Below are 14,868 nucleotides of genomic sequence, written 5' to 3' on the forward strand. Positions count from 1 at the left end.
TTTTATTTATATCGATAAACAATCCGTCCCTTTGATAAATCATAAGGTGACATTTCTAATTTAACCTTGTCACCCGGTAAAATCTTAATATAATTCATTCTCATTTTCCCAGAGATATGAGCAATTACCTCATGTCCATTTTCAAGCTCCACTCTAAACATGGCGTTTGAAAGTGCTTCGGTTATTGTACCATCCTGTTCAATTGACTGCTGTTTAGCCATATTAAAATTTAAAATTCTCTTCTATATACTTATGAGTCGTTAAGACTTCTGTTCCTTCTTTAAATATTGCCACCGTATGCTCAAAATGAGCTGATGGTCTTCTGTCAGCTGTTCTTATCGTCCATCCATCTGCTTCCTGCACTACGTTCCTTGTACCTAAATTCACCATTGGTTCTATTGCTATTACCAATCCATCATTTAGTTTAGGACCCTTTCCTGATTTCCCATAATTAGGAACTTCAGGTGCTTCATGCAAATCAGTTCCGATTCCATGCCCCACTAACTCTCTAACTATCGTATAACCGTATTGTTCTACGTGACTTTGAATCGCATTTGCCAAGTCACCGATACGATTACCGTAAACAGCCTTCTCAATACCTTTATATAGTGACTCTTTTGTCACTTTTAATAAACTCATCACTTCATCATCAACTTTACCTACAGGGTAAGTGTAAGCTGAATCACTGTGATAATTTTTAAACAATACACCACAATCAACAGAAATGATATCACCTTCTTTTAGTTCATATTCACTAGGGAAACCGTGAACTACATTTTCATTAAGTGATATGCACAATGAAGCTGGAAATCCATTAAAGTTTTTAAAAGATGGCACTCCACCATTGTCTCTTATAAACTCCTCTGCTATTCTGTCTAACTCCTGAGTTTTTACTCCAGGTTTAACATGCTTAGCAACTTCACCATGAGCCTTTCCCAGTATCTGAGCGCTCTCTTTTATTAACTCTACTTGTTCTCTAGACTTATAATGAATCATTACTAATCTAGGCAGCAGCAGTTTGAGAACGTCCTTTTACTTTTCCGGACTTCATCATTCCTTCATAATGTCTCATCAACAAATAACTTTCTATTTGTTGCAAAGTATCTAATATAACGCCTACCATAATAATCAAAGAAGTTCCTCCAAAAAACTGAGCAAAACTTTGACTAACTCCAGCTTTCACAGCAAAGGCAGGAAGAATCGCAACCAATGCCAAGAAGATAGATCCTGGTAATGTTATTTTAGTTAAAATCTGATCTATAAATTCAGAAGTTTGTTTTCCGGGCTTAATACCTGGAATAAAACCACCATTTCTCTTTAAGTTATCAGCGATATCATTTGGATTCACTGTTATAGCTGTATAAAAGAACGTAAAGATCAAAATCAAAAGACCAAACGTCAAGTTATACTGCCAGCTATATGGATCAGAGAAAGTACTTCCTATGTAAGCTCCAATATCACTGTCTCTCCATAGACCTGCAACCATTGAAGGTATGAACATTAACGCCTGAGCGAAAATGATAGGCATTACTCCTGATGCATTCACTTTCAATGGAATATAATCTCTCTTACCACCGTAAAGCTTATTACCAATTACTTGCTTAGCATATTGAATAGGAATTCTTCTAGCAGCCTGCGTTAACATTACTGTGGCCATTACCACAAAGAATAAGGCAACAATTTCTAACACGAACATCAAGGCTCCACTCATTCCTCTGGAAACCGCTTCTCCAACAATGGATCCTGGAAATCTAGAAATGATACCGATCATAATAAGCATTGAGATACCATTACCTATACCTTTATCAGTAATTCTCTCTCCAAGCCACATGCAGAACATAGTACCTGAAACAAGAATAATCATTGAAGCCACCTGAAAGAATGCAGGCGAATACATGATTGCTTCTGGTGGTATAGTAACTGCTAAGTAACTTCCGCCTTGTGCCGCAGTTATAGCTATAGTCAATACTCTAGTAATTTGAGTAAGTCTCTTTCTACCAGACTCTCCTTCTTTTTGTAATTTCTGAAAGTAAGGCACTGCCACAGTCAACAATTGTATCACAATTGAAGCTGATATATAAGGCATAATACCTAAGGCGAATATTGAAGCTCTACTAAAAGATCCTCCTAAAAATGTATTAAGCAGATCAAAGATTCCACCAGATGCTCCTCCACCTAATGCATCTGGATCAACACCAGGAAGCACTATGAATGAACCTAATCTGAAAACCATTAGAAAACCAATAGTGTTCAGGATTCTGATTCTTAAATCCTCAATCGAAAAAATATTCTTTATAGTAGTAAAAAACTTCTTCATAATTACAGCTGAATCGCTTTACCCCCTGCTGCTTCTATAGCCTTTGATGCGCTAGCTGAAAAAGCATGAGCTGTTACCTCTACTTTTGATTTAAACTCTCCGTTACCTAATATTTTGACGATATCATTTTTACCAGCCAAACCATTATCAACTAAAAGCTGCATATCAACAGCCTTAGCTTTAGTTTTAGCAATTAATACCTCCAAAGCATCAAGGTTGATAGCTTTATATTCTATTCTATTAGGGCTAGTGAAACCATATTTAGGTACACGTCTTTGAAGTGGCATCTGTCCTCCTTCAAAACCCTTCTTAGTTTTATAACCAGATCTAGATTTAGCCCCTTTGTGTCCTCTAGTAGAAGTACCACCTTTACCAGAACCTTGTCCGCGACCTATTCTCTTCTTAGATTTTACTGAGCCTTCTGCAGGCTTTAATGTATTCAGTTTCATAATTATATCTCAGTTACGGATACCAAATGGCTCACCTTTTTTACCATACCATCGATTTGAGGTGTTAGCTCTACCTCAACTGATCTATTGATCTTACCTAAACCCAAAGCTTTGATTGTAAGCTTTTGTCTTTCTGGTCTACCAATAACGCTTCTTACTTGTGAAATTCTAACTTTTGACATAACCTTATCCGTTAAAAACTTTAGACATTGTTACTCCTCTGTCCTTAGCAACAGTGTAAGGATCTCTCATATTAGTTAAAGCATCAAAAGTTGCTTTTACCACGTTGTGAGGATTTGATGATCCTTTAGACTTAGCTAGTACATTGTGAACACCAGCACTCTCTAATACAGCACGCATAGCACCACCTGCTATTACTCCAGTACCTGGAGAAGCCGGCTTAAGAAGTACGAAACCTCCGCTATATTTACCTAATGCTTCGTGAGGAACAGTTCCCTTAATAACAGGAACTTTCACAAGGTTCTTTTTGGCATCATCTATTCCTTTAGTGATAGCATCTGTCACCTCATTGGCTTTACCAAGTCCGTAACCTACTACACCATTTCCATCTCCTACAACCACGATAGCAGAAAAACTAAATCTTCTACCACCTTTAACAACCTTAGCTACCCTTTTAATGGCTACAACCTTTTCTTTAAGGTCTATTTCGCTAGCTTTTACTGATCTTATATTACTTTGAGACATAATGCTTTAAAATTTTAGACCTCCCTCTCTGGCTCCTTCAGCCAAAGCCTTCACTTTGCCATGATATAAGTAACCATTTCTATCAAATACAACCTGTGAAATACCAGCAGCAGAGGCCTTTTCAGCAACCTTCTTACCTACTTCCTTACAAGAACCGATATTCAATTTAGCGCCTTCTTCTAGAGACGAAGCTGAAGTCAAAGTATGACCATTGCTATCATCAATAATTTGAGCGTATATTCCTTTATTACTCTTAAATATAGAGAGTCTTGGTTTCTCCTGAGTACCTGCAATTTTGTTACGGATACCTCTCTTAATTCTGAGTCTTCTACTTATCTTATTAAATGCCATCTTATTTATTATTTAGCAGCTTGCTTACCAGCTTTACGTCTGACATATTGACCAACAAACTTGATACCTTTTCCTTTGTAAGGTTCAACTTCTCTCAACGACTTGATTTTAGCCGCTACCTGTCCAATAAGTTGTTTGTCATAACTTTCTAAAGTAACAATTGGATTTTGTCCTTTAGCAGTTTCGGCACTTACTGAAATTTCTTTTGGTACAGCTAACCATATGTTGTGAGAGTATCCTAAGCTAAGTTCTAACACGTTATTTTGTGCAGATGCCTTATACCCTACCCCTACTAGTTCAAGCTGCTTTTTATAACCTACACTTACACCTTCAACCATATTAGCAATTAAAGATCTATAAAGGCCGTGAAGCGCTTTATGTCTTTTTTGCTCAGTAGGTCTTTCTACTGTAAGCGTGCCTTCATTTTCAACCAATTTGAAAGCCGGGTCTAATTTCTGAGTGAGCTCACCCTTAGGTCCTTTCACCACCAATTGACCAGCCTTCTGATCAAAGGTGTATGATACACCTGAAGTAATCTCGATCGGTTTTTTCCCTATTCTTGACATTGATGTCTATATTTTAATATACGTAACACAAAACTTCTCCACCTACCTGCATATCTCTGGCTTCCTTATCAGTAACCACTCCTTTTGAGGTAGACAAAATGGCAACACCTAAGCCATTCAATACTCTCGGAAGAGCATCAGACTTAGCGTACTTTCTTAAACCTGGCTTACTAATTCTTTCCAAATTAAAAATGGCCGGTTTGTTATCATCAGCACTATATTTCAAGGCTATTTTGATATTTCCCTGATTATTTGAAGTCTCTTCAAACTTGTAATTCAGGATATAACCCTTATCATGAAGCACTTTCGTAACCTCTTTTTTGATATTTGAGGCAGGGATATCAACAACCTTATGCTTGGCTTTGATAGCATTCCTCAATCGGGTCAAATAATCTGCTATTGGATCTGTCATTTTCTTTATTTTTCTACAGTATTTCTGCTACCCGTTGAAACGGCCTGCAAAGATACAAACTATTTTTTTGAATAAAAATAAAAGAAGTAATATTTACCAGCTTGCTTTAGTAACTCCAGGGATCTTACCATCAGAGGCCATTTCTCTGAATGTTACCCTTGAAATACCAAACTTTCTCATGTAACCTTTGGGTCTTCCGGTAAGCTTACATCTGTTATGTAATCTAACAGGCGAAGCGTTTCTTGGAAGCTTGTCAAGTCCTTGGTAATCACCAGCTTCTTTTAGGGCTTGTCTTTTAGCAGCAAACTTAGCTACCATTTTCTCCCTTTTTAATTCTCTTGCTTTAACAGCTGCTCTTGCCATAATATTTAGTTTTTGCTTGTGAATGGCATACCGAATGCCTTCAACAATTCGTAACTTTCTTCGTCAGTATTGGCAGTAGTCACAAATGTGATGTCCATACCATTGATTTTATTCACTTTATCGATACTGATTTCAGGGAAAATGATTTGCTCCTTAACACCCAAAGTGTAGTTTCCTCTTCCGTCAAAACCTTTATCACTGATACCTCTAAAATCTCTTACCCTTGGAAGTGCAATTGCCATAAGTCTATCTAAAAACTCATACATTTTATCACCTCTCAAAGTAACTTTTGCACCAATTGGCATTTCTTCTCTTAACTTAAAGTTAGAGATAGACTTTTTAGACATTGTAGCTACTGCTTTCTGTCCAGTGATTGAAGTTAATTCTTCAACACCTACATCTACCAATTTTTTATCAGCTACTGCCGCACCAATACCTTTATTAAGGCAAATCTTAGTCACCTTAGGCACTTGCATTACAGAGCTATACTGAAATTTTTCCTTTAAAGCAGGAATGATTTCACTTTGATATTTTTCTTTTAATCTAGGACTAGCCATTTTTAACAATTTCTCCGGTTTTCTTAGAATATCTTTGAAGCTTGCCATTCTCATCTAGTTTTCTACCAGTACGAGTTGGCTCACCTTTAGCAGGATCGACTAACATCAAATTGCTAATGTGTATTGCAGCCTCACTCTTGTTGATGCCGCCTTCTGGATTAGTTGCTGATGGCTTAACGTGTTTGGTAACAACATTAACACCTTCAACCACCGCTCTATCTTTTGCAGGAATAACCTCAAGTACTACTCCTGTTTTACCTTTAGAGTTACCAGCGATAACCTTTACAGTATCACCTTTTCTAACGTGTAATTTTTTCATTTTCTTCTCCATGATTATAGTACTTCTGGGGCCAATGAAACAATCTTCATGAATTGCTTCTCGCGTAATTCTCTTGCTACTGGTCCGAAAATACGAGTACCTCTTGGCTCATCATTAGCAGTCAATAAAACTGCTGCGTTATCTTCAAACCTTATATAAGATCCGTCTTTTCTTCTTACTTCTTTAGTAGTTCTCACTACAACAGCTCTTGAAACTGTACCTTTTTTAAGGTTACTTGAAGAAAGGGCTGACTTTACTGATACAACGATCTTGTCACCCACTGATGCATACTTCTTACCAGTTCCGCCTAAAACACGGATACAAAGAACTTGCTTTGCTCCACTGTTATCTGCTACGTTTAATCTTGACTCTTGCTGTATCATCTTATTTAGCCTTTTCTATGATTTCAACTAATCTCCATCTTTTGCTTTTACTCAAAGGACGAGTTTCCATGATACGCACTGTATCACCAATACCACATTCACCATTTTCGTCATGGGCCATAAACTTGGTAGATTTCTTAACAAATTTACCATAGATAGGGTGCTTTTCTTTACGGTTTACAACAATAGTGATAGACTTATCCATCTTGTTGCTAACAACCTGCCCTACTCTTTCTTTTCTTAATTTTCTCGACTCCATTCTAATATTATTTAGCAAGTTCTTTAGCCCTTAACTCAGTTTGTAATCTTGCGATAAGTTTACGGGTCTCTCTCACTTTCATTGGGTTCTCAATAGGTGAGATTTCATGAGCAAACTTCAATTTTCTATAAGCTTCTTGTTCGCTTACAAGCTTTTGCTTCAATTCATCGAAGGTCAAGGCTTTTATTTCTGAATTCTTCATAACTTTTATGATTCAACGTAATCTCTACGTACTACAAACTTAGTTTTGATAGGGAGTTTTTGTTGAGCCAATCTTAAAGCTTCTTTTGCTAACTCAGTTTTAACTCCACCAGCTTCGAAAAGAATAGTACCAGGCTTAACAACAGCTACCCAATATTCAGGAGCTCCCTTACCTTTACCCATCCTTACCTCTGCAGGCTTTTTAGTAATAGGTTTGTCAGGAAATATTCTAATCCATACCTGACCTTCTCTTTTCATAGCTCTAGTCATGGCAATCCTTGACGCTTCAATTTGTCTTGAAGTGATCCATCCTGCCTCCATTGACTTGATACCAAAAGCACCAAAAGCAATAGTATGTCCTCGCTGAGCAATTCCCTTTATTCTGCCTTTTTGCTGTTTCCTGAACTTTGTTCTTTTTGGCTGTAACATATTTTTATGTCTTTACATCACGTATAATCGTGACTCAACGCTAATTAAAAATTACTTTTTTCTACTTCTTTTCGGACCATCAGGTCTTTTACGTCCACCTCCTGAACCACCAGGTCCAGAGTTAGAAGCACCTATGTTTGGAGAAAGGTCTCTTTTACCGTAAACCTCTCCTTTAAAAATCCATACCTTGATACCGATTTTTCCATATACTGTGTTTGCTTCGCAAATAGCATAATCAATATCAGCTCTTAGTGTATGCAAAGGAATTCTACCTTCTTTGTACTGCTCAGACCTTGCCATTTCAGCTCCACCTAAACGACCAGAAACTTTTACCTTAATACCTTGAGCTCCCACTCTCATTGAAGAAGCAATAGCTTGTTTCATCGCTCTTCTGAAAGAGATTCTTGCTTGTAACTGTTGAGCGATAGAATCACCAACCAATTTAGCATCAAGCTCAGGTCTTTTGATTTCAAAGATGTTAATCTGAACATCCTTGTTAGTCAGTTGCTTAAGTTCCTCTTTAATTTTATCTACTTCAGAACCTCCTTTACCTATAACAACGCCCGGACGAGCAGTATGAACAGTAAGGGTAATTCTTTTAAGAGTTCTTTCGATTATAACTTTAGAGATACCACCTTTAGGGATACGAGCACTCACATATTTTCTAATCTTGTGATCCTCAACTAACTTATCCGCAAAAGTATCACCTCCGTACCAGGCTGAATCCCAACCTCTTACGATACCAAGTCTGAAAGCAATAGGGTTAACTTTTTGTCCCATTATTTATCTTCTTTTTTGTCTTTAGTCTCTACAGTTTGGTCAAGAACAGCTGCACTATCTAAAACCATTGTTACGTGGTTAGATCTTTTTCTGATTCTGTGCGCTCTTCCCTGAGGTGCTGGTCTCAATCTTTTCAAGACTCTACCACTATCCACCTTTATAGATTTCACATAAAGATCTGCATCTTCAAGATCAATCTCTTCGTTCTTTTGTTGCCAATTAGAAATTGCTGACAACAATAGTTTCTCTAATCTGGCTGCACCTTGTTTAGGCTCGAACTTTAAGATGTTCAACGCCTTGTTTACTTTCTCTCCTCTAATAAGATCTGCTACCAGTCTCATTTTTCGAGGGGATGTAGGTACATTATTAAGTTTAGCTACTGCCTCCATAATTATCTTTTGCCTTTGTCTTTTTTACCAACGTGACCTCTGAAATTTCTAGTAGGAGCAAACTCACCTAGTTTGTGACCTACCATGTTTTCAGTTACATATACAGGTATGAATTTATTGCCATTGTGAACAGCAAATGTATGACCCACAAAATCCGGAGATATCATCGATCTTCTTGACCAGGTTTTGATCACACTCTTTTTACCTGCGTCATTCATTGTGTCTACTTTTTTCTCCAGCCTAAAATCAATGTAAGGCCCTTTTTTTAGTGATCTTGCCATTATTTCTTACCTCTACTAATGATTAGATTATTTGAATACTTCTTAGGAGTTCTAGTCTTTTTACCTTTAGCGTAAAGACCATTTCTAGATCTTGGGTGACCACCTGATGACTTACCTTCACCACCGCCCATTGGGTGATCTACAGGGTTCATAGCAACACCTCTTGTTCTAGGTCTTCTTCCTAACCATCTTTTTCTTCCGGCTTTACCAAGATTCACATTCATGTGATCTGAGTTAGAAACCGCACCTATAGTAGCAAGACAAGTAACTAATACTTTTCTAGTCTCACCTGATGGTAATTTAACTGTAGCGTATTTACCTTCTCTAGCCAAAAGCTGAACATAAGAACCAGCACTTCTAGCCATTGCGCCACCTCTACCAGGTTTCAATTCAATATTATGAATGATAGTACCCAATGGAATTTTTGCTAATGGAAGTGTATTACCTACTTCAGGAGCAACATTTTCGCCTGACATTACTGTCTGACCAACTGTTATACCTTCTGGAGCGATAATGTATGTTTTCTCACCATCTGCATAGTAAAGAAGAGCTATTCGAGCAGTTCTTGTTGGATCATACTCAACAGACTTCACTGTAGCAGGGATGTCAAATTTATTTCTTTTGAAGTCTATAATTCTGGACTTCTTCTTATGACCACCACCTAAGTAGCGCATAGTCATCTTTCCAGTATTATTTCTACCTCCAGATCTTTTCTTAGTAACTACCAAAGACTTTTCAGGAGTTGATTTAGTAATCTCCGTGAAGGCTGGTGCTACTCTGTATCTCTGTCCGGGTGTAACCGGGTTCATTTTTTTAATCGCCATCTTATGCTAAATTATATCTCGCTGTAAAAATCGATTATATCACCGTCTGCTACCGTAACAATAGCTTTCTTAAAAGAAGATGCTCTTCCTGATATCATTCTTGACTTAGAAAATCTAGACTTAGCTTTGCCGAGGTAGTTCATCGTGTTCACACCCTCTACAGTAACACCGTACATTTTTTCTACAGCCTTCTTTATTTCCACTTTATTGGCTTTTCGATTTACTACGAAACCATATTTGCCTTTTTCGTTTAAAGCGGACACCTTTTCTGTAACCAATGGCTTTATTAAAACGCTCATTATATTATTTCTTCAATAGGTTATCAATCTTCTCAATTGATCCTTCACTAAGGATCAAGTTGTCAGCGTTAAGCACATCATAAGTAGTTAGCATGTTAGCCATCACTACTTTGGTATTCTGAATGTTTCTTCCAGAAAGTGCAACACTCTTATTTGCTTCAGGAAGCACCAAAAGAGTCTTTTTGTCAGAAAGCGCAAGTGCACTTAACATGTTCAAATATTCTTTCGTCTTAGGAGCTTCGAAGTTAAAATCTTCTACAATTGCTATGCTTTTATCCAAAGCCTTATAAGTAAGTGCAGATTTTCTAGCTACCTCTTTCAACTTCTTATTCAATTTGAAAGAGTAATTTCTTGGCTGAGGACCGAATACACGACCTCCACCTCTGAAAATAGGAGACTTAATGCTACCAGCTCTGGCAGTACCAGTTCCCTTTTGCTTCTTAATCTTTTTTGTAGATCCTACTATCTCTGCTCTTTGCTTAGACTTATGCGTACCTTGTCTTTGATTCGCTAAGAATTGCTTAACATCAAGATAGATTGCATGATCATTAGGTTTGACACCAAACACTTCACTAGAAAGTGTTACTTTTCTACCGGTATCTTCACCTGTATATTTTACTACTGAGATACTCATTATTTCTCAAGAATTACAGTTGAATTATTAGCACCAGGTACTGAACCACTCACAAGGATGAGGTTCTTTTCTGGTATTATTTGCATTACTCTTAGGTTCATTAGCTTTACTCTATCGCCACCTGTTCTTCCAGCCATTCTCATGCCTTTAAAAACTCTTGCAGGGTAAGAAGCACCACCAATAGAACCAGGAGCTCTAAGTCTGTTGTGCTGACCGTGTGTACTTTGACCTACACCACCAAAATTGTGTCTTTTAACAACACCTTGGAATCCTTTACCTTTTGAAGTACCAACGGCATCAACAAAGTCACCTTCAACAAATACGTCAGCTACATTAATAACCTGACCTAATTGTATTGGGCCTGTAAACTCCTCACGGAAATCTCTGAATTCGATCACTTCCTTTTTAGGAGTAGTGTTAGCTTTCGCGAAATGTCCTTTCAAAGCATTTGGAGTGTTTTTTTCTTTACGCTCTCCAAAGCTCAATTGAATAGCTGTGTAGCCATCCTTTTCCTCATTTTTTACTTGCGTTACCACGCAAGGACCAGCTTCTATTACTGTGCATGCGACATTTCGTCCATCGGCACCAAAAATGCTAGTCATTCCGATTTTCTTTCCTATAATACCAGACATTTTCTAATCTTTAATAAGCGCAATTATGCTTTATCTCCCACGGTTTTTCCGCAAAAGGACTGCAAAGATAGCAACTAAAAAGAAGTTACCAAATACTACGTGTTAAATTTTTTCTTTAAGTGCAGGGTCGCACTGGCGTAGAATTGAATGGTGTGAAGATATGTCAAAATTCGATAAAATAGAACCTTTTTAGGGCTATTGAATGTCTTCCAGTACCTCGCGCAAAATTTTTATCGACTTAACTTCACCCATATTATCTATATGCACCTTATAAAAAGCAATTAAATGTTCTAAAAGCATCCTTCTTTCTGAGTTCTTAATGCCGACTTCTGATGTAAAAGATTCATTTAATAATAAATGAGTTATTTCGCTAAGGTGATCATCAGAAAGTAATAAAAAGAATTGATCGCTAGAGGTAATGCCAAAACCCAAATACTTAGTGAGCTTCAATAAAAATTGGAGATGGAAATTCAGGTAGTTTTCTTCCATGTGATCCAGTATTTCAATACTATGATGCACGAACTCGTATAAATCTGCTACCTCACCCTCTTCTTTAATAGACTTATATAACAACTCTGCCATAAACACCCCTAATGAAGACTTGACTATATCATAAGGTATGGTCTTTAAAGGGGAAGAACATTTTATTTCTGAAATCCGATTAATGTCAGAAGAAGGTTTGTGATAGACAACGAGATCGAGCAAAGTAAGTGGCTGGTATAACGCGATACGTCCTTTAGACTTTGAGGAGCGTACGCCATTTACAACATATGTCTGAAGACCAAAGGCCTCGGTAAAGATTTTTACGATTATGGACGTGTCTCTGTACTTAAAATATTTAAAAACAACTCCTCTGGTCTTGTGAAGCATCAGTCTATAACAGCTATTTTACCAACAAAGCTCTCCTCACCATCATCAGTGGCACTAAAAACGAAGTAAACACCTGTAGTTGCACGTCTGCCATTATAATCTTGAGCATTCCAGGTAGCGGTCCCTCCCTCAGACCTAGTATCCCAAACCAGCTTACCACTCGAATCAGTAATTTTGACCTTTGCATTATCAACCAGCCCACTAATTCCTATGGTTCCTAAAAAATCTGAAGTAACAGGATTGGGAAATATTTTTACTCCAGTATGCTCTGGTAAAGCCTCCGTGGCATCCGCGCGGTAAGATATTATTCCTTCAGGAGTTGCAAAAAACACCTCCCCGGATTTTTCATTAACTTCAATATCTAGAATTTGGTTTGTTGGCAGTGGGCTATTCTCAATATTAAAATTCAATAACTGCCTGTCAGCTTCCTCATCAAATAGCCAAACACCACTATTAGTTCCAATCCACTTTCTATTACCAGGATCAACTTCTATCGAGGTTATAACTTCATCTCTTAATAATTGTCGGTTGTCAAAAATAGGGAGAATTGCATCTACTGATCCATTTATGACATTGCTAGGATTTGTAAAAACTGCAACACCTTCGTTAGTACCCACCCATATAAAGCCATCTTTATCAACTGCAAGAGCATTTACTATTTCATTCGGCAGCCCTCCATTACCCGCCTGATCGGTTAAATATCGCATTTGTTGAGCTTGCTTCTCAAAAACTAATATTCCTCCTCCTGCCAAAGGATCAACAATCATCCATAAATAATCATTTGTATTTTCTATTGATAAAAGTGAAGAAGTAAGTGTTAAGTAGGAACTCCACTCACCATCGCTGAAAAGGTGAAGTCCAAAAGGCTCGGCATAGTTGATGGCCCATAGCCCTTCTGCTGTTGCTTTAACTGATGTAACAGGCACACCCTTTCCTCCAATATTAGATAAGGTGCTATTTGTATTGTCAATCAGCGTCATATTACCTGCATCAGTCACTTTTAAAATGCCGCCACCAAAAAGGGCGTAGTAATAGGCCGAAGTTTTTTGATCATAGGTTACATCTACAACGTCTTTAAATTCAGGAGCTGTGTTTGAATTAGACGTAGTATTATTCCATACACCATCTGAATATTGATAAAAGCCATTTTCCCGATTCAGAGCCAAACGGCTAGAAGAGTAACCTCCAGACACACCTGTAATGACATTTGAGCGATAGTGAAACTTTAAAATATTGTTGCTTGATGGACCTGACGGCTTAATGCTTTCAAACTGGCCTGAAATGTTCGTGATCAAACCATTTTCATTGTCAGCTATATAAACCGTGCTTCCTGAAACAATGCCATCATTGATTTTTGACGCCAGATCATTTGAAATATTAGTTGCTGTAGAAGAACCTTCTATTTTATATAAAGCTGTCTCTGTCAAAATTGTGGCCTGTTCACCATTTGAAGATGCCTTCTGAAAATTTGAACCGATTTCAGATATTGCCAAAATCCATTTTCCATTTTCATACTCGTAGATACCTTCATCATTAAAAGCAGAAAACACCTTATTATTTAGAGTAAATATCAAAGCTGCTGATCCTAGCGGCAACCCATTGTCAGAAGAATACCTTTTCCAATTAGCTGGGTCTAACAAATTAACACCGTTCTTAAAATTTGAAGCTATCACACCTTCTTCAGAAGCAAGGAAAAGGCTATCCCCTAAAAATGTTGATTGAAAAATTTCAATCTGCTGAGCACCTTCTCCTAGTTGCCTATAGGTCTCCTTGACCTCAAGTTTGTTTAAATCAAAATTAAGCAGACCATAGGCTGTGCTGATAAAGGCATTATTTTCATTGGAACTTATGCTATTAATTGACTTATCTCCCAAAACCTGTGAGTTCGTAGTGAGGTCATAGTTGATCAACTCATTTTTATGAATCAAATCCAGATTGCCTGACTGATACCCTATTAATAGAATGTCTTTATTTAAGTTATAATGAAGAGCTGCAATATTATCCTCTTGTAGTCCATCAATCTTAGAGATTGTAGTCAGGCTGTTATCTTCATTATCGAAAATAAATAATCCATTATCGCTTGCGACATAGGTTTTATTATTTCCTAAGGCAATAAGTTGAGCAGCATTATAAGAAAAATGTGTTCGCCATGTTCCTAATGGAATGTCGTTTTGTGCTAATAGTAATGATGAGACGAGTAGAAATCCTAAAACAAACCTGATTCTCATTTTTTCTTTCGTTGAGCCATTCCTTCCATAAAACTTCTTCTCCCTCGCGCCTCATACTCCTGTTTTTCTCCCAAAAGCACTTTTTGATCATCTTCTGACAGTCTGTATGAAAAGGAGGCAAGCTCCCCAGACTCAGCACAAATGGCATGCACCTTTGTCACAAACTCAGCGACCGCCAATAAATTAGGCATAGGGCCAAAAGGCTTTCCTTCAAAATCCATATCCAATCCCGCTACTATCACACGCTTACCACTATTGGCTAGTTTATTACAAACTTCAACGATGTCATTATCAAAGAATTGTGCTTCATCAATACCTACAACATCACAATTGCCAGCTAATAATAAAATATCATTTGCAAAATTAACTGGTGTTGACCGAATAGAAGTTTCGTTATGAGAGACTACATCCTCTTTATGATATCGAGTATCAACTTTTGGCTTAAATATCTCTACCTTTTGCTTGGCAATGATGGCTCTATTCAATCTTCTGATCAGCTCTTCAGTTTTACCTGAAAACATGCAGCCACAAACTACCTCAATCCAGCCTGTTTTCTTCGATCTGCCAAAATTTGGTTCAATAAACATCGTGTAAAAATAAGTTATTTAGTTGTTAGCAGC

26 protein-coding genes are annotated in these 14,868 nt (G+C 37.5%); all 26 read right to left on the reverse strand.

The features are described from left to right. Positions 1-2: 2 nt before the first annotated feature. On the reverse strand, positions 3-221 hold the full coding sequence (gene infA, locus E1140_RS18450; RefSeq protein WP_155187550.1) for a translation initiation factor IF-1: 219 nt from the start codon (positions 219-221) through the stop codon (positions 3-5). A gap of 1 nt (position 222) precedes the next feature. Continuing rightward, positions 223-996 carry a type I methionyl aminopeptidase gene (gene map / locus E1140_RS18455; RefSeq protein ID WP_155187553.1) on the reverse strand — a complete coding sequence of 258 codons (774 nt, stop codon included), beginning with the start codon at positions 994-996 and terminating at the stop codon, positions 223-225. A gap of 7 nt (positions 997-1,003) precedes the next feature. Then, on the reverse strand, positions 1,004-2,317 hold the full coding sequence (gene secY / locus E1140_RS18460) for a preprotein translocase subunit SecY (RefSeq protein WP_155187556.1): 1,314 nt from the start codon (positions 2,315-2,317) through the stop codon (positions 1,004-1,006). Positions 2,318-2,319: 2 nt separating this feature from the next. After that, positions 2,320-2,766 (reverse strand): 50S ribosomal protein L15, encoded by a 447-nt coding sequence (gene rplO, locus E1140_RS18465; RefSeq protein WP_155187559.1) that lies wholly within the window; start codon positions 2,764-2,766, stop codon positions 2,320-2,322. Positions 2,767-2,768: 2 nt separating this feature from the next. Continuing rightward, the gene (rpmD, locus tag E1140_RS18470; RefSeq protein WP_155187563.1) at positions 2,769-2,948 is read right to left on the reverse strand and encodes a 50S ribosomal protein L30; all 180 of its coding nucleotides are present in this window, start codon (positions 2,946-2,948) and stop codon (positions 2,769-2,771) included. 4 nt (positions 2,949-2,952) lie between these two features. Next, positions 2,953-3,471 (reverse strand): 30S ribosomal protein S5, encoded by a 519-nt coding sequence (gene rpsE / locus E1140_RS18475; RefSeq protein ID WP_155187566.1) that lies wholly within the window; start codon positions 3,469-3,471, stop codon positions 2,953-2,955. Positions 3,472-3,477: 6 nt separating this feature from the next. After that, a complete protein-coding gene (gene rplR, locus E1140_RS18480) occupies positions 3,478-3,822 on the reverse strand; it encodes a 50S ribosomal protein L18 (RefSeq protein ID WP_155187569.1) in 345 nt (114 codons plus the stop codon). 8 nt (positions 3,823-3,830) lie between these two features. Beyond that, a complete protein-coding gene (gene rplF, locus E1140_RS18485) occupies positions 3,831-4,388 on the reverse strand; it encodes a 50S ribosomal protein L6 (RefSeq protein ID WP_155187572.1) in 558 nt (185 codons plus the stop codon). 13 nt (positions 4,389-4,401) lie between these two features. Next, positions 4,402-4,800, reverse strand: a complete 399-nt coding sequence (gene rpsH / locus E1140_RS18490) for a 30S ribosomal protein S8 (protein ID WP_155187574.1) — start codon at positions 4,798-4,800, stop codon at positions 4,402-4,404. Between the two features lie 93 nt (positions 4,801-4,893). Next, positions 4,894-5,163, reverse strand: a complete 270-nt coding sequence (rpsN, locus tag E1140_RS18495; RefSeq protein WP_155187576.1) for a 30S ribosomal protein S14 — start codon at positions 5,161-5,163, stop codon at positions 4,894-4,896. Positions 5,164-5,168: 5 nt separating this feature from the next. Further along, positions 5,169-5,720 (reverse strand): 50S ribosomal protein L5, encoded by a 552-nt coding sequence (rplE, locus tag E1140_RS18500; RefSeq protein WP_155187578.1) that lies wholly within the window; start codon positions 5,718-5,720, stop codon positions 5,169-5,171. Continuing rightward, the gene (gene rplX, locus E1140_RS18505) at positions 5,713-6,051 is read right to left on the reverse strand and encodes a 50S ribosomal protein L24 (RefSeq protein WP_155187580.1); all 339 of its coding nucleotides are present in this window, start codon (positions 6,049-6,051) and stop codon (positions 5,713-5,715) included. The genes rplE and rplX overlap by 8 nt, the downstream gene beginning before the upstream one ends. 2 nt (positions 6,052-6,053) lie before the next feature. Next, entirely contained in the window at positions 6,054-6,422 is a 369-nt protein-coding gene (rplN, locus tag E1140_RS18510; protein WP_155187582.1) for a 50S ribosomal protein L14, read from the reverse strand. 1 nt (position 6,423) lies between these two features. Then, a complete protein-coding gene (gene rpsQ / locus E1140_RS18515; RefSeq protein ID WP_155187584.1) occupies positions 6,424-6,681 on the reverse strand; it encodes a 30S ribosomal protein S17 in 258 nt (85 codons plus the stop codon). 7 nt (positions 6,682-6,688) lie between these two features. After that, positions 6,689-6,883, reverse strand: a complete 195-nt coding sequence (gene rpmC / locus E1140_RS18520; protein WP_155187587.1) for a 50S ribosomal protein L29 — start codon at positions 6,881-6,883, stop codon at positions 6,689-6,691. 5 nt (positions 6,884-6,888) lie between these two features. Beyond that, a complete protein-coding gene (rplP, locus tag E1140_RS18525; protein ID WP_155187591.1) occupies positions 6,889-7,311 on the reverse strand; it encodes a 50S ribosomal protein L16 in 423 nt (140 codons plus the stop codon). A gap of 51 nt (positions 7,312-7,362) precedes the next feature. Beyond that, positions 7,363-8,091 carry a 30S ribosomal protein S3 gene (gene rpsC / locus E1140_RS18530; RefSeq protein WP_155187594.1) on the reverse strand — a complete coding sequence of 243 codons (729 nt, stop codon included), beginning with the start codon at positions 8,089-8,091 and terminating at the stop codon, positions 7,363-7,365. Beyond that, positions 8,091-8,480 carry a 50S ribosomal protein L22 gene (gene rplV, locus E1140_RS18535; protein ID WP_155187597.1) on the reverse strand — a complete coding sequence of 130 codons (390 nt, stop codon included), beginning with the start codon at positions 8,478-8,480 and terminating at the stop codon, positions 8,091-8,093. Before rplV ends, rpsC begins: the two co-directional genes overlap by 1 nt. A gap of 2 nt (positions 8,481-8,482) precedes the next feature. Then, positions 8,483-8,761 (reverse strand): 30S ribosomal protein S19, encoded by a 279-nt coding sequence (gene rpsS, locus E1140_RS18540; protein WP_155187601.1) that lies wholly within the window; start codon positions 8,759-8,761, stop codon positions 8,483-8,485. After that, entirely contained in the window at positions 8,761-9,585 is an 825-nt protein-coding gene (rplB, locus tag E1140_RS18545) for a 50S ribosomal protein L2 (RefSeq protein WP_155187604.1), read from the reverse strand. The genes rpsS and rplB overlap by 1 nt, the downstream gene beginning before the upstream one ends. A gap of 11 nt (positions 9,586-9,596) precedes the next feature. Further along, positions 9,597-9,884 carry a 50S ribosomal protein L23 gene (gene rplW, locus E1140_RS18550; protein WP_155187607.1) on the reverse strand — a complete coding sequence of 96 codons (288 nt, stop codon included), beginning with the start codon at positions 9,882-9,884 and terminating at the stop codon, positions 9,597-9,599. A 4-nt stretch (positions 9,885-9,888) separates the two neighbouring features. After that, the gene (gene rplD, locus E1140_RS18555; RefSeq protein WP_155187610.1) at positions 9,889-10,518 is read right to left on the reverse strand and encodes a 50S ribosomal protein L4; all 630 of its coding nucleotides are present in this window, start codon (positions 10,516-10,518) and stop codon (positions 9,889-9,891) included. Then, positions 10,518-11,150, reverse strand: coding sequence for a 50S ribosomal protein L3 (gene rplC, locus E1140_RS18560; protein WP_155187613.1), 633 nt, complete (start codon positions 11,148-11,150; stop codon positions 10,518-10,520). Before rplC ends, rplD begins: the two co-directional genes overlap by 1 nt. 195 nt (positions 11,151-11,345) lie before the next feature. After that, positions 11,346-12,020, reverse strand: coding sequence for a DNA repair protein RecO (gene recO / locus E1140_RS18565; RefSeq protein ID WP_155187617.1), 675 nt, complete (start codon positions 12,018-12,020; stop codon positions 11,346-11,348). Continuing rightward, entirely contained in the window at positions 12,020-14,248 is a 2,229-nt protein-coding gene (gene porZ / locus E1140_RS18570; protein WP_155187620.1) for a type IX secretion system anionic LPS delivery protein PorZ, read from the reverse strand. Before porZ ends, recO begins: the two co-directional genes overlap by 1 nt. Next, on the reverse strand, positions 14,245-14,835 hold the full coding sequence (locus E1140_RS18575; protein ID WP_155187623.1) for a thymidine kinase: 591 nt from the start codon (positions 14,833-14,835) through the stop codon (positions 14,245-14,247). Before E1140_RS18575 ends, porZ begins: the two co-directional genes overlap by 4 nt. Positions 14,836-14,868: the final 33 nt, after the last annotated feature.

Origin of the sequence: Fulvivirga lutimaris (assembly GCF_009711525.1) — a bacterium.
GTDB classification, from domain to species: domain Bacteria; phylum Bacteroidota; class Bacteroidia; order Cytophagales; family Cyclobacteriaceae; genus Fulvivirga; species Fulvivirga lutimaris.